This is a genomic window from Paraburkholderia sp. CNPSo 3281, from assembly GCF_024206515.1.
GTDB lineage: Bacteria > Pseudomonadota > Gammaproteobacteria > Burkholderiales > Burkholderiaceae > Paraburkholderia > Paraburkholderia nodosa.
Window position 1 is genome coordinate 1 of sequence record NZ_JAMBPS010000008.1, and the last position, 17,615, is coordinate 17,615.

General features: G+C 64.7%; 20 protein-coding genes. 9 read left to right on the top strand and 11 right to left on the bottom strand.

Annotation, left to right across the window (positions count from 1 at the left end; all coding sequences use genetic code 11):
* Nucleotides 1–62: 62 nt before the first annotated feature.
* The 7 genes from M3I56_RS11390 (at nt 63) to M3I56_RS11420 (ending at nt 5,626) form a co-directional block, all read left to right on the top strand.
* Nucleotides 63–365, top strand: a complete 303-nt coding sequence (locus M3I56_RS11390; protein ID WP_028203082.1) for a putative quinol monooxygenase — start codon at nt 63–65, stop codon at nt 363–365.
* Between the two features lie 132 nt (nt 366–497).
* On the top strand, nt 498–800 hold the full coding sequence (locus M3I56_RS11395) for a DUF2795 domain-containing protein (RefSeq protein WP_254353978.1): 303 nt from the start codon (nt 498–500) through the stop codon (nt 798–800).
* A gap of 167 nt (nt 801–967) precedes the next feature.
* The gene (locus M3I56_RS11400; protein ID WP_254353980.1) at nt 968–1,318 is read left to right on the top strand and encodes a response regulator; all 351 of its coding nucleotides are present in this window, start codon (nt 968–970) and stop codon (nt 1,316–1,318) included.
* Nucleotides 1,319–1,586: 268 nt separating this feature from the next.
* Entirely contained in the window at nt 1,587–1,793 is a 207-nt protein-coding gene (locus M3I56_RS11405) for a hypothetical protein (RefSeq protein WP_028203080.1), read from the top strand.
* Between the two features lie 135 nt (nt 1,794–1,928).
* Nucleotides 1,929–2,450: a PRC-barrel domain-containing protein gene (locus M3I56_RS11410; protein ID WP_254353982.1), complete on the top strand. Its 522-nt coding sequence runs from the start codon at nt 1,929–1,931 to the stop codon at nt 2,448–2,450.
* A 102-nt stretch (nt 2,451–2,552) separates the two neighbouring features.
* The gene (locus M3I56_RS11415) at nt 2,553–4,685 is read left to right on the top strand and encodes a phosphocholine-specific phospholipase C (protein WP_254353984.1); all 2,133 of its coding nucleotides are present in this window, start codon (nt 2,553–2,555) and stop codon (nt 4,683–4,685) included.
* Between the two features lie 146 nt (nt 4,686–4,831).
* Nucleotides 4,832–5,626 (top strand): SDR family NAD(P)-dependent oxidoreductase, encoded by a 795-nt coding sequence (locus tag M3I56_RS11420; protein ID WP_254353986.1) that lies wholly within the window; start codon nt 4,832–4,834, stop codon nt 5,624–5,626.
* A gap of 125 nt (nt 5,627–5,751) precedes the next feature.
* On the opposite strand, the gene M3I56_RS11425 is transcribed toward M3I56_RS11420, so the two are convergent.
* The 3 genes from M3I56_RS11425 to M3I56_RS11435 form a co-directional block, all read right to left on the bottom strand.
* Nucleotides 5,752–5,916, bottom strand: a complete 165-nt coding sequence (locus tag M3I56_RS11425) for a DUF1328 family protein (RefSeq protein ID WP_028203076.1) — start codon at nt 5,914–5,916, stop codon at nt 5,752–5,754.
* 245 nt (nt 5,917–6,161) lie between these two features.
* A complete protein-coding gene (locus tag M3I56_RS11430; protein WP_254353988.1) occupies nt 6,162–7,007 on the bottom strand; it encodes an alpha/beta hydrolase family protein in 846 nt (281 codons plus the stop codon).
* 215 nt (nt 7,008–7,222) lie between these two features.
* Nucleotides 7,223–7,549 carry a hypothetical protein gene (locus M3I56_RS11435; RefSeq protein ID WP_254353990.1) on the bottom strand — a complete coding sequence of 109 codons (327 nt, stop codon included), beginning with the start codon at nt 7,547–7,549 and terminating at the stop codon, nt 7,223–7,225.
* An 80-nt stretch (nt 7,550–7,629) separates the two neighbouring features.
* Here M3I56_RS11435 and M3I56_RS11440 point away from each other — a divergent pair, with 80 nt between their 5' ends.
* Nucleotides 7,630–8,325 carry an SOS response-associated peptidase gene (locus tag M3I56_RS11440; protein WP_254353992.1) on the top strand — a complete coding sequence of 232 codons (696 nt, stop codon included), beginning with the start codon at nt 7,630–7,632 and terminating at the stop codon, nt 8,323–8,325.
* A 61-nt stretch (nt 8,326–8,386) separates the two neighbouring features.
* Here the strand turns inward: M3I56_RS11440 and rhaS are convergent, their stop codons facing one another.
* From rhaS to rhaM, 6 genes are all read right to left on the bottom strand, one after another.
* Complete coding sequence (gene rhaS, locus M3I56_RS11445) at nt 8,387–9,394, bottom strand: rhamnose ABC transporter substrate-binding protein (RefSeq protein WP_254353994.1); 1,008 nt, start codon at nt 9,392–9,394, stop codon at nt 8,387–8,389.
* Nucleotides 9,395–9,474: 80 nt separating this feature from the next.
* A complete protein-coding gene (locus tag M3I56_RS11450; RefSeq protein WP_254353996.1) occupies nt 9,475–10,494 on the bottom strand; it encodes an ABC transporter permease in 1,020 nt (339 codons plus the stop codon).
* The gene (locus M3I56_RS11455; protein ID WP_254353998.1) at nt 10,487–11,542 is read right to left on the bottom strand and encodes an ABC transporter permease; all 1,056 of its coding nucleotides are present in this window, start codon (nt 11,540–11,542) and stop codon (nt 10,487–10,489) included. Before M3I56_RS11455 ends, M3I56_RS11450 begins: the two co-directional genes overlap by 8 nt.
* On the bottom strand, nt 11,539–13,080 hold the full coding sequence (locus M3I56_RS11460; RefSeq protein ID WP_254354000.1) for a sugar ABC transporter ATP-binding protein: 1,542 nt from the start codon (nt 13,078–13,080) through the stop codon (nt 11,539–11,541). Before M3I56_RS11460 ends, M3I56_RS11455 begins: the two co-directional genes overlap by 4 nt.
* A gap of 27 nt (nt 13,081–13,107) precedes the next feature.
* A complete protein-coding gene (locus M3I56_RS11465; RefSeq protein ID WP_254354002.1) occupies nt 13,108–14,013 on the bottom strand; it encodes an amidohydrolase in 906 nt (301 codons plus the stop codon).
* A 20-nt stretch (nt 14,014–14,033) separates the two neighbouring features.
* Complete coding sequence (gene rhaM / locus M3I56_RS11470) at nt 14,034–14,348, bottom strand: L-rhamnose mutarotase (protein ID WP_254354156.1); 315 nt, start codon at nt 14,346–14,348, stop codon at nt 14,034–14,036.
* 220 nt (nt 14,349–14,568) lie between these two features.
* On the opposite strand from rhaM, the gene M3I56_RS11475 reads away from it, so the two are divergent.
* Complete coding sequence (locus tag M3I56_RS11475) at nt 14,569–15,561, top strand: LysR family transcriptional regulator (RefSeq protein WP_254354004.1); 993 nt, start codon at nt 14,569–14,571, stop codon at nt 15,559–15,561.
* Between the two features lie 17 nt (nt 15,562–15,578).
* Here M3I56_RS11475 and M3I56_RS11480 read toward each other — a convergent pair whose 3' ends face one another.
* Together M3I56_RS11480 and rhmD are read right to left on the bottom strand one after the other, a co-directional pair.
* Nucleotides 15,579–16,361, bottom strand: a complete 783-nt coding sequence (locus tag M3I56_RS11480) for an SDR family NAD(P)-dependent oxidoreductase (protein ID WP_254354006.1) — start codon at nt 16,359–16,361, stop codon at nt 15,579–15,581.
* Between the two features lie 53 nt (nt 16,362–16,414).
* Nucleotides 16,415–17,593, bottom strand: coding sequence for an L-rhamnonate dehydratase (gene rhmD, locus M3I56_RS11485; RefSeq protein WP_028203065.1), 1,179 nt, complete (start codon nt 17,591–17,593; stop codon nt 16,415–16,417).
* Nucleotides 17,594–17,615 lie beyond the last annotated feature (22 nt).

Sequence of the window (17,615 nt, forward strand, 5' to 3'; positions counted from 1 at the left end):
GACGAACGCCCCAAAGCACCGCGACCATGCCTGAGACGCCACGACGTAACAGGAGCCATGTCATGACCCAACATGCGTTGTATGTCGAGCTGCACGCGCAGCCCGGCAAGGAAGAGGAACTGGCGGCATTTCTCGCGAGCGCGAAGCCGCTGGTCGATGCAGAGCCCGGCACGCCGGCGTGGTTCGGCGTGCGCTTCGACGCCACGACGTTTGCGATCTTCGATGCATTCGACGACGAAGCCGGCCGCAACGCGCATCTGAACGGCCAGGTGGCCGCGGCATTGATGGCGCGCGCGGGCGACCTGCTGGCCGCGCCGCCCCAGATCCGCCGCGCCGACGTGCTCGCCGACAAGCTTCCCGCCTGAACGGCCGCCAGATTGCCCAAGCGAACGTGCGCGCGCCCACGTCCTTGCCTGCCCTTAAATGGCGCACGCACAGGTAAAAGGCGCCAGGAACGGCATCTGCGGGAGGGGTCGTGATCTTCGAAGGAGAAGCCGATGAAGCCTGCTTCCGCTTGCGAGGCAACACGAGCTGACACCCCGGACCAAGCGCGTTCGAACGCAGAGGCGCTGAGCGAGCGGGTGCTGCACGCCCTCGAACGCGTCACCTGGCCTGCGCACCCCGCCACGCTGATCGAAAGCGCCGAGCGCAGCGGCGCGCCGCGCGACGTGATCGACGCCTTGCGCCACCTGCCCGACGAGGCGTTCGGCTGCTTTCCCGAAGTCTCGGCGCTCATCGTCGCGGCGCAACTGGGCGCGCACGACTCCGCCGCCCAACGGGGCACGGCGACGCCAGGATGACGACCGAAACCGAAACGATGCCGGTCGCGGAGCTCGATTGCGCGGCACGGGAACAGAAATTGCACTTTGCGGGGCGGCCGTCGGACATCCTCGGCCCGTCGCGACGCGATCGCGAAGAACAAAGGCACAGCCGCCACGATCGGCCGGGCCGCTCACGCAAGAAACGTATGGCAACCGTATTACTAGTCGACGACGACAGCAACGCGCTCGACGCGCTCAAGGAACTGGTCGGGCAGGAAGGTTATCGGGTCAGAACCGCCGCAGACGGTTCGGATGCGCTGCAAAGCGCGCTCGCCGACCCTCCCGATGTCGTGATCTCCGACTGCATGATGCCGCGCATGGACGGTCTCTCCCTCATGCGTGAAATGAGGCGCAGCAGCAAGCTCGCGGGCGTGCCGCTCGTGCTCGTCTCCGCGCTCGTCGCCCTGCCCCCCGACGCCGACGTCGTGGGCTTCCTGCGCAAGCCCTTCGCGGTTTCGCAACTGCTCGACATCCTCCACCGGGTCGCCACGCCCTGACAAGCTCGAGCCTCCTGCCGCCTGCATCGCATGAACGATTTACATCATCGTTGTAGCGACTGGCGCGACTCCGGGGCGAGCAACGCGACCATTCGTGGACGTTTCCTGATTCGGGATCCTGACCGGTTCCCGATCGACAGCCGAGGCACGCCGCGGCATGACCGATGCTGTGGAATCCGCGTGGCCGGTCCATTTCGGGCCGGCATGGGATCGAACCCTCATGCCGCACCGCGCCGTGATGCGATGCGCATATCCAAGGGAGGTCGAAATGAGCGAATACGCAGGCCGCTCGCACGACGAGCGCGTGGCGCAACGCAAGCGCGAGAAGAAGGGGGCCACGGAGCCGCCGGGCGGCGATATGGCCGTGCACGGCACCGAGCCCGACGCCACCCACAGCAGCGGCGAACTCTCGGAGCAAGGCAAGGAAGTGTGGCGCAAAGGCGCGGGCCTGGACGGCGGCGGAAAGAGCAACTGAATCTTCCTTCACGCCACCTCGGCCGCCATGGCGCATGGTTGCGCCCTCAACTTCTGCAATTTTCTGGATAACCGGCGCGCGCCGCGCGCGGGAGACCCCCGGCGTGCGTGTTTCATCATGAACAAGGAGAACATCATGGCCTACTCGCAAACCCCAATCGGTTCAGCGTCGCCCGGCGGCGAAGGCGCACGCGACGGTGCACGTATCGTCGGCCGCGACCAGGCGGCCAAGCGTGGCCCCGGCCCCGACGTGATGGCGGCCAGTACGCTGGACGGCGACCGCGTGCTGAGTTCGGACGGCGACGAAGTCGGCAAGGTCAAGGAGATCATGCTCGACGTGGAAAGCGGCTGCGTTGCCTACATGGTGATGTCGAGCGGCGGCTTTCTCGGCATTGGCGACAAGCTGCTCGCGGTGCCGTGGAGTGCCCTCACGCTCGACGCGGCACGCAAATGTTTCGTCATCGCACTCAATTCCGAGCGCGTGAAGAACGCGCCGGGTTTCGATAAACACGAGTGGCCTTCGATGGCCGATCGCACCTGGGCTAGCTCCGTGCACCAGTACTACGGCCGGGAACCGTACTGGAGCGACGACGCCGCGAGCCTGCCGCTGGACGAGCCGGGGCGCGAGCCGCCGGAGGCCGGCGGCGTGAAGCTCTGACGAGCGCGCACGCGCATCCACAACCGTTCATCGGGCGCCCGCGGCGGCGCCAACGTGTCATGCTAATGGTCGCGAGCACAACGACAACAACGCGAACACACCATGACTTCGATGGACCGCCGTGATTTCCTTCGCGCCGCCGCCGCGGGCGCGGCGCTCAGCCTGGCTTCGCCCGCCATCCAGCGGGCACTGGCCATTCCTGCAAACAACGCAACCGGAACGATTGAAGACGTGCAGCATATCGTCGTCTTCATGCAGGAAAACCGCGCGTTCGACCACTACTTCGGCACGCTGCCCGGGGTGCGCGGCTTCTCGGACCGCATCACGATTCCTCTGCCCGACGGCGCCGACGTCTGGCAACAGAGCGACGGCACACGCACGCTGCTGCCGTTCTACCTCGACAGCCGCAAGGGCAACGCGTTGCTCGCGGGTGGCGCGCACAACTGGGCCGACGCCCACGAGGCCTGGGACCATGGCCGCATGACGCATTGGCCCAAGTTCAAGGGCGACGCGTCGATGGGCTATTTTCACGCCTCCGACCTGCCGTTTCATTTCGCGCTCGCCAACGCCTTCACGATCTGCGACGCCTACTATTGCTCGCTGCACGGCGGCACCAATTCGAACCGGCTCTTTCTGTTCACCGGCACGAACGGCCCCACGGCCTCGCCTTATGCCGTGGTCGACAACAATGGCTGGGACAACATCGGCGCGCCATCCACGGGTCTGAAATGGACCACCTATCCCGAACGCCTGCAGGCCGCAGGCGTGACGTGGAAGGTGTACGAAAACCAGCCCGATAACTACACGGACAATCCGCTCGTCGGGTTCGCGAGCTATCGCAAGGTTCTCGAGGCGATCGAAGGCTCGCCCAACGTGCCGTGGAGCCAGGCGCTCGACGCACGCGAGCCGCTCTATAAGGGCGTCGGCAATACGATGCCCGATGGCGGCTTCCTGCAGGCGCTCAATGGCGACATTGCGGCGAACCAGTTGCCTCAGGTGAGCTGGATCATTGCGCCGCAGGCCTATTCCGAACACCCCGCCGTTTCGACGCCAGGCCAGGGCGCGTACTACCTGCAGAAGCTGCTCGAAGCGCTGACGCGCAACCCGGACATCTGGAGCAAGACCGTGCTCTTCGTGAATTTCGACGAGAACGATTGCTTCTTCGATCACATGCCGCCGCCTTGCCCGCCCTCGCCCGTCAAGGACGGCAAGTACGCAGGCAAATCCACGGCCAGTACGCGCCACGAATACTTCACCATGCGGAACCCTCCCGGCGACGGCAAGCCGGTCGCGCCAGACGGCTTGCCGTTCGGGCCCGGGCCGCGCGTGCCGATGATCGTCGTCTCGCCGTGGAGCACCGGCGGCTATGTAAGCTCCGAAGTCTTCGATCACACGTCGGTGCTGCGCTTCATCGAAATGCGCTTCGGCGTGCGCGAACCGAATATCAGTCCGTGGCGGCGCGCGGTATTCGGCGATCTCACCTCGGCATTCAACTTCAGCACACCGAATGAAAAACCCGTGCAGGCTTTTTCCGCACCCACGAAAGCCGAGGCCGACGCGCTGAACAAGCAACAGAACGCGCTCAAGCCCGTGCCAGTGCCACAGCCCGACACGCAGACCACGCCGCAGCAGGCGCGCATGGCGCGGCCCTCGCGCGCATTGCCGTACCGCCTCAACGTGGATGCGAGCGTCGACGGGCGTCATCACAAGGTTCAACTGGAGCTCGGTAACGAAGGGAAAGCCGGCGTCGTCTTTCACGTGTACGACTCGCTTCACCTCGACAAGTCGCCGCGCCGCTACACCGTCGAAGCAGGCAAGACACTGCGCGACACGTGGACGCCCACCGCCGCTGACGACGGCGTATACCGCCTGTGGGTGCTTGGCCCGAACGGCTTTCATCGCGCATTCGAGGGCAACGTGCGCGCGGCGGCGCATGGACCCAATCCTGAAGTACGCGTGCGCTACGACGCCGCGAGCAATGCACTCGAGCTGAGCATCGCGAATCGCGCGCGCGCGGCTTCGAACGTGAGCGTGGCGGCCAATGCCTACCGCAACGACGGGCCCTGGACCTACGCGTTGCGCGCCGGCGAACAGGTTCAGTCGAACTGGGCGCTCGCGGATTCGGGCGGCTGGTACGACTTCACGTTGAGCGCGGAGAACGGTGTGATACGGCGCTTCGCGGGCCGCGTAGAAACCGGCAAGGACAGCGTGAGCGATCCCGCGATGGGCGCTTGAGGCGCCTGAGAAAGCATCCAAAGCGCCTGCGCAGTACACTGCCCGTTCCCTTCACGATGGCCGCGCGCGACGCTGCGTCCAGAACGTTCAACACCCGTTCAACGCGCGTTCGGAGGCTTGGCCAGCCTTACCCTCAAGGAGCCCGCATGAAAATCGATCTGACTGGAAAACTCGCGCTCGTCACCGGCTCGGCTGCGGGCATCGGTCTTGCCGCGGCCAAAGGCCTCGCGCTCGCGGGCGCCGACGTGATCGTCAGCAGCCGTCACACCGAAAACGTGCACGAAGCCGAGGCTGCACTGCGTACCGCTGCGCCCGGCGCGCGGGTGCAGGGCTTCGTCGGCGATCTTTCCAGTGCGCAGGGATGCGACGCGCTCGTGAAGGCGCATCCGCAGGTGGACATTCTCGTGAACAATCTCGGCGTGTTTCAGCAGCAGGACTTCTTCGAGATTCCCGACGCCGAGTGGCTGCGTTTCTTCGAAACGAATGTGATGTCGGGCGTACGTCTCTCGCGCGCCTATGCGAATGCCATGGTCAAGCGCGGCTGGGGGCGCATCGTGTTCATCTCGTCGGAATCGGGCTTGAACATTCCCGCCGACATGATCCACTACGGCATGACGAAAACCGCGCAACTCGCGCTCGCACGCGGCCTCGCCAAGCGACTTGCGGGTACGGGCGTCACGGTCAATTCGGTGCTGCCGGGCCCGACACTCTCCGATGGCGTGACGCACATGCTCAAGGACGAAGTGGCCGCTTCGGGCAAAACCGTCGAGGAAGTCGCCGCGCAGTTCGTGCAGACGCATCGCGCCTCTTCCATCATCCGGCGCGCGGCGAGCGTGGAGGAAGTGGCGAACATGATCGTCTACGCGTGCTCGAAAGAGGCTTCCGCAACCACGGGCGCGGCCTTGCGCGTGGACGGCGGCGTGGTGGATACCATCGCGTGATGCCCCCGGCTGCAAGCCTGCTTGTTTAATTCGCAATACGACTGACAGGAAGGCGGCCGTCGAATACAAAAATGCAGCCCGCGTGGGCGGGCTGCGATTCGGCTGCAACCAGCGTGGCTCGCGAATTAGCCCCTTCTCACGACGCCAAGCAGCAACGTGACGAGGAAAATCACGAGGAAGATGAAGAACAGGATCTTGGCGATCGATGCCGCACCCGCCGCGATGCCGCCAAAACCGAACACGGCCGCGATGATCGCGATGATAAAGAAAATGACAGCGTATTGAAGCATGACGTCCTCCTGCATCCGTTGCGAACCGGCTCAAGGGTGGTCGCCGCGCCCCGGCGCCGCGTGCGGTCGCCTGATGCCCGGCATCTGGGTTGAGCAGGACGGATCTACGTGCCCGCCCCTGCAGGATCATTACAGCAAGCGCGGTGCCCGAGACCGGGCAGGTGTCCCCGGAAATCGTGTGACGGAATGACGTCGGAAGGATGTTGGCAAACACGCGCCGCTGGTAACGCGCGCGCCGTGATGCGTCACGCCACTTGCGGATGCCAGCCGGCGCGCTGGAACGCCGTGGCGAAGAAGAGCACCTGGTAGCGGATCGAGTTCGACCAATAGGACCACGTATGGCCACCTGGACGTTCCGCGTAATCGTGAGGCACGCCTAATTCAACGAGCTTTTCATGCAGCGTCCGATTCGACTGCACGAAGAAGTCGCTCACGCCGCAGTCGATGGTGAGCGCGATATGGGCGCGCTCGAAGTCCTGCGCGCTATCCACGATCGCATTGCTGTTCCAGAACGACGCGTGCCTCGCGGGATCGCCGAATACGTGATCGATGCCCGGCTCGTCTTCGCAGTTGCGCGGATCGACCGCGCCGCTAATGCTGCCGGCCGCACCGAACGTCTCCTGCCGGTCCAGCGCGATGCGCAGCGCGCCGAAACCGCCCATGCTCAAACCCGTGATCGCGCGCGCCTCGCGCGTGGCGATCGTGCGGAAATGCGTGTCGATATACGACACGACCTCGCTGCCCACATACGTCTCATAACGACTGCTCCGATCGAACGGGCTGTCGATATACCAGCTCTCGTGACCGCCGTCCGGCATCACGAGCACCACGTGATAACGGTCGGCGAGTTTGCCGATGCGGGTGTTGGAGGTCCAGTCGGCATAGCTGCCGCCCGAGCCGTGCAGCACGTAGATCACCGGAAAGCGCGCGGCGTGGTTGCCGCGCGCGTAGTCGTCGGGCAAGACCACGGTCGCGTCGAACGAGCGCTGCATCGCGGCGCTGGGGATCGAAACGATACGCGTCTGGTAGGCCCAGACGGGAGCACTGAGAAGCAGCGCCAGAACGAACCAGCATGCGCGGACAATAGCCATGAGAAGTCGCTCTTGTGTTGACTGCCACGAAAGACAACTGCTTTCGTGGACTCTAACAAGAGCCACTTACAGCCAAATTTCAGCGTGCCATACGAATGGTTGGCGAGCGTGTGGGAGCCCACATGATGGGAGATCAAACCCCGCACGCCGCATTTTCGAGAGAGCCCTCTATCTCACTGAGTCCGCTGCGCAGACTCCGCTGCGCAGGCCAACGATCAATCGCCGTTGCGCCGCCTGCGCCGCAGCCGTCCTTCCGGCTCGCCGTCGTGCAGCAAACCCTTTTGACGCGCCGTTAGCGGGTCGGTCAAACACGGCTCCGCGTCGAGTTCCTGCTCGAAACGCTCCCACATGCCCGCAGGCGTATTCGCCGTACCGACGCGCCTGCCGATCGTGAGCCGGATCTGGTTCGCCCGGCTGATGGTGGAGCGCAACCGGTGGATTTCCCATAGCAACCGCAATACGACGGGCAAGGGATGCCGGTCGTAGATTTCAGCCAGCTCCGCCGCCGTGAGCGGAGGGAAGTGACGATGATCCCGTCCCATTTTCCGCCCCAAAACACTGTATATTTATACAGCCTATCACATGTCAGAATGATTCTGAAGGACGGGACGGAGAGACGACCATGTGCACGAACTACGCCGCCGCACGCCGTGACTACCTCTTCAGGCACTACGGCGTCCTGCCGCCGGACGACCCGTGGCGCGACGAGATCTTCAAGGACTATGCCGCGCCGGTGATCCGCCGTGCGAGCGCGACGCACAATGCGCCCGAGGCGCCCGAGGCGCACGAAGCCCTGCTCGCGACGTTCGGCATGGTGCCGCGCAAACAGATTCCGCCAGGTGTGAAAGTGTTCGACACGATGAACGCACGTGCCGAATCGGTGGGTGAGAAGCGCAGCTTCAGTGACGCCTGGAAGAAGCTGCAGCTGTGCCTGATTCCCTGCGAGGCGTTTTTTGAGCCGAGCTACGAGACCGGCAAGGCGGTGCGCTGGCGCATTGGTCTTGCCGATGGCGCGCCGTTTGCCATTGCCGGCTTATGGCGCGAGTGGGACGAAGGCGAGGCCGGCAGGGCGTACTCGTTCACGATGCTCACCGTCAATGCGAACGATCATCCGCTCATGAAGCGTTTCCACAAGCCCGGGGACGAGAAACGTTCCGTGGTGATCGTGCCGCCTTCGGAGTATGAGAACTGGTTGGCGAGCCGTTCGATGGATGAGGCGAGGTCGTTTCTCAATCTTTATCCGGTGGACGGGATGGCGGCCGAGCCTCAGCCCCTGCCCCCGCGCGCGAGCCCCAAGGCCGATTCGAACGGCCAATAGCAAACGACCCGGCAAAGCCGGGTCGTTTGGCATTCCTCGTCAATCAAACCAGCAGCGTGAATCAGAAGTTGAAGTTATCGATATTCGAAGCATCGAACGTCGTGGGCGGCCCGAGAATCACCTCACCGCTCTTGCCGATCGTGCGCTTGCCCAGCTTGCCCGCGTCAAACGACTCGCCTTCCTTGCCCGTGATCGTGCCCGACGCAAGATTGGCCGCCGCATACGCGGCGAGATAGCCGAGTGCACCCGGATCCCAAAGCTGGAACGCCTTCACGGTGCCGTTCTTCACGAACGCGCGCATCTGGTTAGGCGTGCCGAGGCCCGTCACCGCCACCTTGCCCTTGCTCGGCGACGAAGAGATATAACGCGCCGCCGCCGCGATGCCGACCGATGTGGGCGCAACGATTGCCTTCAGGTTCGGATACGCCTGCAGCAAGCCTTGCGTCTCGACGAAGGACTTCTGGTCGTCGTCGTTGCCGTAGGCGATCTTCACGAGCTTCATCTTCGAATACTCGGGCTTCTTCAGCTCTTCCTGCATCCACTTGATCCAGGTATTCTGGTTCGTCGCGTTGGGCGTGGCCGAAAGAATCGCGAACTCGCCCTCGCCGCCCATCAGCTTCGAAACGAGCTGGATCTGGCCGCGGCCAATGCTCTCCGCGTTCGCCTGGTTCACGAAGATCTGCCGTCCTTCGGGCGCGGTGTCCGAGTCGAACGTGACGACCTTGATGCCTTGATCCATCGCGCGCTTCAAATACGGCACGAGCGCATTCGCATCGTTGGCCGCGATGACGATCGCGTCCTGATGCTGCGTGGTGAGCGTATTGATGTACGAGACCTGCGAGGACGCGCCCGCGTCCGAAGGACCGACCGCCTTGCCCTCACCCTTGAACTCCTTGATCGCGTCCAGACCGCCGTTATCGGCAATCACCTCGTAGGGGTTGTTGATCTGCTTGGGCACGAACGCGATCTTCAACCCCTCCTTGATGCCGGCCGCTTGCGCCGCGACACCGCCTCCCACTAGCATCGCGCACAGCAAGGCCGTGCACACGTGACGTACTGGCTTTCTCATGAATCGTCTCCTCGATGGGTACCGGACGCGTCCGGCTGATTGACTGCCTCTTTACTTCTTTGCCTTTCTTCACACCACGTTCACGCCGTCCGTGCCAGCGCACGCCGGTCGCGCATCGAGCGCCAGCGCGCGGCGAGATTCGGGATCAGCACCGAAGCCAGCAGCAGCGCCCCGGTCACGATCGTGAGCGTTTCGCTCGACACATCGACGAGCGTGAGCGCGTTCTTCAGCACACCGACGATCAGGAGCGAGAGCAGCACGCCATACATCGACCCGCGCCCGCCGAAAATGCTCACACCGCCAAACAGCACCGCCGCGATCACCGAAAGCTCGAAGCCCTCGCCGTTGTCGCCGCGCGCGCTCGTGAAGCGCAGCGTATAGACGATGCCCGCGAGCGCGCTCATGACGCCCGAGAGGACGAAGAGGCGCAGCTTGATCTTCGGCACGTCGATGCCCGAGAACGAAGCGGCCGTGCTGTTCGCACCGATCGCGAAGAGGCTGCGGCCGAAAGCCGTGGCCTGCAGCCATATCGTGAACACGATGGCGCACGCCGCGACGATCAGGAACGGCAACGGGATAAACGTGCTGCCGAGGTTGCTCATGCCAAAGAGCGTATAACCCGGCGGGAAGTCGGCAATCGCCTGGTCGCCGAGCAACACGTAAGCCAGCCCGCGAAAGAGCGCGAGCGTGCCGATCGTTACCGCGAGCGAAGGCAGATTGAGCTTCACGATCACGAGCCCGTTAAAGAGGCCCGCAAAGCCGCCCGCCACGAGCACGAGCGCCATGGCGACCGGCATCGGCAAGCCCATGTGCCAGAGCACGCCCAGCAACGCGCTCGAAGCGCCGAGCACCGAGGCCACCGAAAGATCGATTTCGGCGGCGACGATGATGAGCGTCATCGGCAAGGCCATGAGCGCGACTTCGGTGAGGTCCGCAAGCACGTTGCTGATGTTCGCGCCCGTGAGGAACACGGGCGAGAGCAGGCGCCCCACCACCAGCGATGCAATGAGAATGACGACAAGCAGCGCTTCCCAGCTGAGCGGCAAGCCGGGCTTGCGCGTGAGCAGCGCGGCGTCGGGTTTCGGGGCGTTCTTAGCCATGGTCGCGTTTCCTCATCATGCGTTTTGCCACAGAGCGGGCGAGCAGCGTATCGGCGGCGATGGCGGCCACGATCAGCGCGCCCTGGATCGCCTGCTCCCAGAACGGCGAGACGTGCAGCACCACGAGCGCGATGCTGATCACGCCCAGCACGAGCGCACCGAGCGTCGCGCCGAGTATCGTGCCCACGCCGCCCGTGATCGCCACGCTGCCGACCACGGCGGCCGCGACCACCTGTAGCTCGATGCCCTTCGCGGTGCTCGCGTCCACGGTGCCGAAGCGCGCGAGCCACAGCGCGCCCGCCAGGCCCGCAATCGCGCCGCTGATCAAGAGGCCCGTCGCGACGCGGCGCTCCACGTTGATGCCGGCAAGACGCGCCGCTTCCGGGTTCGAGCCGATCGCGTAGTACTCGCGGCCCGGCCGGAACTGCTTGAGATACACGGAGAGCGCGGCAAGCAGCACGATCGCGATGAGCGCCAGCACCGGAATGCCGAGCACCGTGCCTGTGGCGAGTCGTGAAAACGCGTCAGGCAGGCTCGTGGCGTTGATCTGGCCGCCATGCACCCACGCGTAGTCGGCGCCGCGGAAGATGTAGAGCGTCGAGAGCGTCGCGACGAGCGACGGCACGCGCCCCACGGCCACGAGCAGCGCGTTGATCGCGCCCGCCACGAGTCCGATGGCGAGCCCCGCGACCAGCGCCACGAGCACGGGCATGTGCGGGAACGCCACGTAGAGACTGCCCACGCCATAGGCGCTGATGCCGACCGTCGAACCGATCGAAAGATCGATATGGCGCATCAGGATCACGATCGTCATGCCCGCCGTGAGCAAGCTCACGATGGAGACGTTGAGCAGCACGTCGCGCAGATTCTGCAGGTTGAGGAATTGCGGCCGCGCGAGCGCCGTGCCGCCCACGATCAGCAGCAGCACCACGAAAAGCGTGGTCTCGCGGCTGCGCGCCAGCGCTTCGGCCAACGCACCCGCGTTGCGCCGCTGCGGGCGCGGCTCGCCGCCGTGCAGAGGATGAGGAGAAGTGGAATGGCGCATCATGCGGCGTGTCCCAGATGAATGTTGATTTCGCCGAGCGCGGCGCTCATGATGCGCTCTTCGTTGGCGTCGGCACGGGCGATGTCGGCGGTGATGCGGCCTTCGTGCATGACGAGCACGCGGTCAGCCATGCCGATCACTTCGGGGAGTTCGCTCGAAATCATCAGCACGGCCATGCCCTCTTTCACGAGTTCCGCGAGCGCGCCGTAGACTTCGGCCTTCGCGCCCACGTCGATGCCGCGCGTCGGTTCGTCGATGATGAGCACCTTCGGCCCGGTGGCGAGCCACTTGCCGAGCACCACCTTCTGCTGGTTGCCGCCCGAGAGCGTGCCCACCGGTGCGTTCAGATCGCCCGCCTTCAGGCGCAGACGCTTGCCCCACTGCCCGGCCAGCTGCACTTCGCGCCCCGTGGAAATGAGGCCGAAGCGCACGAGTCGCCCGAGCACCGTGAGCGAGGCGTTGCGCGCAATGCTCAGTTCGAGCGCGAGACCTTGCTGACGCCGGTCCTCGGGCACGAGCGCGAGCCCGGCCTTTACGGCGGCAGCGGGCATGCCGGACGCCAGCGGCTTGCCCGCGATCTGAACCTGCCCCGCGTCGCACGGATCGATGCCGAATATCGCGCGCGCCACCTCGCTGCGCCCCGCGCCCACGAGTCCCGCGAGCGCGACGATCTCACCCGCGCGCACGTCGAACGAAATGTCCTTGAATACGCCGCGGCGCGTGAGGCCGCGCACGCGCAGCATGACTTCGCCCGGCTGCACGTCCGCCTTCGGATAGAACGTGGCGAGATCGCGCCCCACCATCTTCGCGACAATGTCCTGGGTCTTGAGCGTGGCCGTGGGCGCGTCGAACACCTTGGCGCCGTCGCGCATGATCGTCACGTGCTGCGTGAGCGCGAAGACTTCTTCGAGCCGGTGTGTGATGAAGAGGATTGCCACGCCCCGGTCGCGCAGCGTGCGCGCAATCGTAAAGAGCCGCTCGACCTCGGGCAGCGAGAGTGCGGCCGTGGGCTCGTCCATGATGAGCACGTTCGCGTTGAGCGACAGCGCCTTCGCAATTTCGATTACCTGCTGGTCCGCAATCGAGAGTCCGCGCACGAGCCGCTCGGGCTTCAGTTCGACGCCGAGCGATAGAAGCAGCGCCGCGACCTCGCGATGCATCGTGTCGTAGTCGATGCGGCCCACGCGATCCACGGGCTGACGCCCCATGTAGATGTTCTCCGCAATCGAAAGATCGAAGAACAGTGTGGGCTCCTGATAAATTACCGCGATACCGGCGTCGCGCGCCTGGGCGGGCGTCGCGAACTCGCGCTCCACGCCGTCGATGCGCATTTCGCCGCCATCGGGCTGATACACGCCCGCGAGGATCTTCACGAGCGTCGACTTGCCCGCGCCGTTCTCGCCGAGCAGCGCGTGCACCTCGCCGGGCATGAGCCTCAAGCTGCCGTCGATGAGCGCGCGCACGCGCCCGAACGACTTGCTCGCGTTACGCAGTTCGAGCCGCGGAGTGTCATCGGCCCCGATTTTTTCTTCTGCTTTCACGCTGTCTCCATGTCGTTGCGCGCACACTCAAATGCGGTAGATACGTTCGGCGTTGCCGCGAAATAGCGCCATGTGTTCGCTCTCGCTCGCGCCGCTCACGATCGACGCGTACGCATGCCAAAGCTTCGAATAGCCGCCGAACAGGCGGTCGACCGGAAAGTTCGAGGCGAACATCGCGCGGTCCGCGCCGAATGCGTCGATCGTTTCCAGCACATAAGGGCGCAGACTTTCGACGCTCCACGCATGGTCGAACATCGCCAGCCCGCTGATCTTCACGGCCACGTTCGGGCATGCCGCAAGCAGGCGCAGGCCGTCGCGCCACGCGCGGTAGCCCGCCACGCTGTTGCGGTCGACGAACATGCCCGCATGGTTGATCACGAGCTGAATGCCGGGATGCATACGCGCGAGTGCGGCGGCCTCCTCCATCTGCGAGGGATAAAGCTGCAGGTCGAACGAAAGACCGTGCTTCTCCAGCAGCGCGAAGTTCTCGCGCCACGTGGCCTCTCGCATGTAATGCCGCCCCACGTAGTCGTAGAGCTTGTTCTCGTGAACGTTGAGAATCTGGCGAATGCCGCGCGTACGCGCAAATGCCGCATGCGCCTCCAGCACCGCGGGCGCATTGGACGAGCTGAGATCGCAGGCCGCGACGATCGCGTCGGGCCACGCATGCGCCTCCCCCGCGTTCGCGGCAATGTCTGCGAGCCCTTCCAGCCAGCGAGTTTCCTCCACCGGATCGTCCGGATCGTGGTTCGCTTCGACGTGTACGACCTTGAGCACGTCGATGTCGCCGGCCTCGCGCAACAAGTCGGCGGGCAGATAGTTGTGCTTGAGTTCGCGCGCATCGCACACGAATGACGTGCCCGGATTCGCGAGCCATGGGTAGTGATGCGTATCGAGGTTCCAGAAGTGGACGTGTGGATCGACGACCTGCATGGCATGTTCCTCGCGTGAGCTCAAGGCAAATGAAAGACCTGCACGAGCGGCTGTTGCAGCGGCACGTTGTGTGCATCCGTCTGCATGATGTCGGCCATGTAATCCCACCATTTGCGCATGACGGGCAGCTCGGGCAGCGCGTCCATGGTGTGATCGTCGCGGCGTTCGAGCACGGCAAAGAGATGGTTCGTCGCTTCGTCGAGAAAGATGCGGTAATTTTCGACGCCCGCATCGCGCAGCGCGCTCGCCAGCTCGGGCCAGATTTCGCGGTGACGCCGCTCGTATTCGTCCCGCTTGCCGGGATCGAGCTGCATGCGAAACGCCATTGTCTCCATCATCGTGTCTCCGTCCAGCCATGTTATGTCTTGCGCTTATGCCGTTTTTGCCGCTTATGTGACCAGGGGCACGCGTTGCCTCGGTATTTGCCCTGGCTTCGCAGCGCGCCCAGCACGCGTTTTTTCGTCGTTAGCTGCGTGGTGATCCGACTATAATTCCCGCATCGATAGCCAACCAATCCGATGTTGGGATCGGGCGATGCACAAACCGGATCGCTCCATGAATCATCACACTTCCGTCGTCGCACTCGTCAACCGGCTCAGATTCAAACACCTTGCCTTGCTCGTTGCACTCGACGACGCGCGCAACGTCCATCAGGCCGCCGACGCCATCAACGTGGCGCAGCCCAGCGCGAGTCGCATGCTGAGCGACATCGAGGAAGCGTTCGGCTTCCGGCTCTTCGAGCGCAACGCCCGCGGCATGCAGCCCACCGCGCTCGGCGTCGTCACGCTTGCCTACGCGCGCCGCGCGCTCGCCGAACTCACGCGCTTTGCTGAAGACCTCGACGTGAAGCGTCGCGGCGGTCACGGCCAGCTCACCGTGGGCGCGATCATGGGCGCCGCGCCCGACTTGCTCGCGCAAGCCGTCGCCACGCTCAAGACCGAACGCCCGCTGTTGCACGTGCGCATTCTCGGCGAAACGAGCGACCAGGTCGTGCAGTTGCTGCATCGCCGCGAAGTCGATCTCGCGCTCGGGCGCCTCACCACGCCGCTGCAGCACAACGATTTCAGCTTCGAGCCGATCGCGCGGGAAACGCTCGTGCTCGTAGTACGCGCGCGCCATCCGCTTGCGCGGCGCGAACAGGTCACGCTCGCGGAACTGATGGACTGGCCGTGGGTGGCGCAGCCCATTACGAGTCCCGCACGTGAATTGTTCGAAGGCGAACTCGCGCGCGCCGGTCTCGGCACGCCCGCCAATCTCACCGAGTCGGCTTCGATCTTCGCCACGCTGCAACTGCTCGAAAGCTTCGACGCTGTGGCCATGCTGCCCGAGCCGGTCGTGCGCGACCATGTACGTGGCAAGCTGCTCGTCGTGCTGCCGCTCGAAATCGGCAAGAGCCTGCCGGGCTACGGCGTGCTCACGCGCAAGAACGAGCCGCTTGCCGAGCCCGCCGAGCATTTCGTCGGCTTGCTGCGGCGCTTTTCGCAGCCCTTCAAGATGGACGATATCGCTCACGATGGTTCGCACGCGGCCGCGCTCGCTCCTCATTGAAACGCGTGGCCCAGGGCTCACTGCAGATTCACGAATAGCCCGCCGTCCACGAGCAGCGCGGCACCCGTCACGTAGCGCGCGCGGTCCGAGGCGAGAAACACCACGCATTCGGCCACGTCCTCGGGCGCGCCCAGCCGCCCGAGCGGAATACGCTTTTCGAAGTAGGCGCGCTTGCCTTCATCGCTCAGGTCTTCGGCGTTCAGGTCGGTGGCGATGGTGCCCGGCATCACCGAATTGCAGCGTATGCCATAGGGCCCAAGCGCAATCGCGCACGACTGCATGAGCGAATGCACGCCGGCCTTGGTGGGCGTGTAGTGCGTCTGCGTGCCGCCGCCCACCAGCGCGCTGATCGAACTCGTCGCCACGATCGCGCCGCCCGTGCCCTGCTCCTTCATTTGCCGCGCAACGGCCTGGGTCACGTAGAACGCACCGTTCAGGTTCACGCCTATCGTGCGCTCGAGCACGGCGGGCGGCATGTCGAGAAACGAGTGGAACGGGCAGATACCCGCATTGCTTGCGAGCACATCGACCTTGCCGAAGCGCTCCACCGTTTGGCGCACAAGATCCACGCCCGTTTGCGGCGCGGCCACGTTGCCTTCCAGCGCAATCGCGCGGCGCCCTAGCCGCTCGATCTCGCCCAACACCTCGTCGATCGCCGAGCGGCGGCCGTACGAGGCGTCGTTGTCGCCCCAGTAGTTGATCGCGAGATCGGCGCCCTCGCGAGCGCTCGCAATCGCAATGGCGCGGCCAATGCCGCGCGAACCGCCGGTGACGATTACCACCTTGTCCTTGAGCAGCACGTGTTTCTCCTCGTCGCTTTTAATGAGCCTCGATTAGTGCGCGGTCAGTGCGCTTAGTGCGTGTAAGGCCGCGAAAGTTTGCAGTCCGGATTGAGCCGCACGCCAAAGCCCGGCGCGTCCGGCACCTTGAGCCGCCCTTTCACCGGCACCGGTTCGTCGAGCAGCAGCGGCGTGAACATCGGCACCACCTTGTCGGCCTTCGGCGCCATCATGAGGAATTCCGCGAACGGCGAGTTATGGCGCGTCACGACGAAGTGGTAGCTGTACACCGAGGAGCCATGCGGCACGACCAGCACGTTGTGCGCGTCGGCGAGCGCCGAGATCTTGATGAGTTCGGTCATGCCGCCGCACCAGTTCACGTCGGGCTGGATCAGGTCGCAGCAGCCCATTTCCAGCAGCATGCGAAAGCCCCAGCGCGTGGCCTCGTGCTCGCCGGTAGAAACCATCATGCCGCGCGGCACGTTGCGGCGCAGTTCGGCATAGCCCCAGTAGTCGTCGGGCGGCAGGCATTCCTCGATCCACTTGAGGTCGTACTCTTTCGCGGCCTGGGCGAGGCGCGTGGCATAGCGCACGTCGAGACTCATCCAGCAGTCGTACATGAGCCAGAAGTCGTCGCCCACGCGCTCGCGCATCGTGGCGAGCAGTTCGATGTTCTTTCTGAGGCCCTCCTCGCCTTCGGCCGGACCATGCAGCAGCGGCAGCTTGCCGCCGATGAAGCCCATTTCCTTCGCGAGATCGGGGCGCGCGCCGGTGGCGTAGAACATCAGCTCGTCGCGCACGGGGCCGCCGAGCAGCTGATACACGGGTTCCTTGCGGATCTGCCCGAGCAGGTCCCACAGCGCGAGATCGACGCCCGAGATGGTGTTGAGCACGACACCCTTGCGGCCGTAGTAGAGCGTGGCGTAGTACATCTGATCCCACATCTTCTCGATGTCGGTCACGCGCTGTCCTTCGAGAAAGCGCGCGAGATGCTTCTCGACGATGAATGCGCCGATCTCCCCGCCCGTGGTCACGGCAAAACCCACGGTGCCGTCGCTCGCCTCCACCTCCACGACGAGCGTGCCGAGCACGTCGATGCCGAACGAGCGGCGGCTCTGGCGATACTCGGGATAGCGCGCCATGGGCGTGGAAATATGGTCGTCGATCCAGTGGCCGTCGGGTTGATCGTGATAGTCGGCGCCGCCGCCGCGCACGGTAAAGGCTCGCACGTGTTTGATGGTTGGCATGGCCATGTGACGTAGCTCCTGTGTAGTG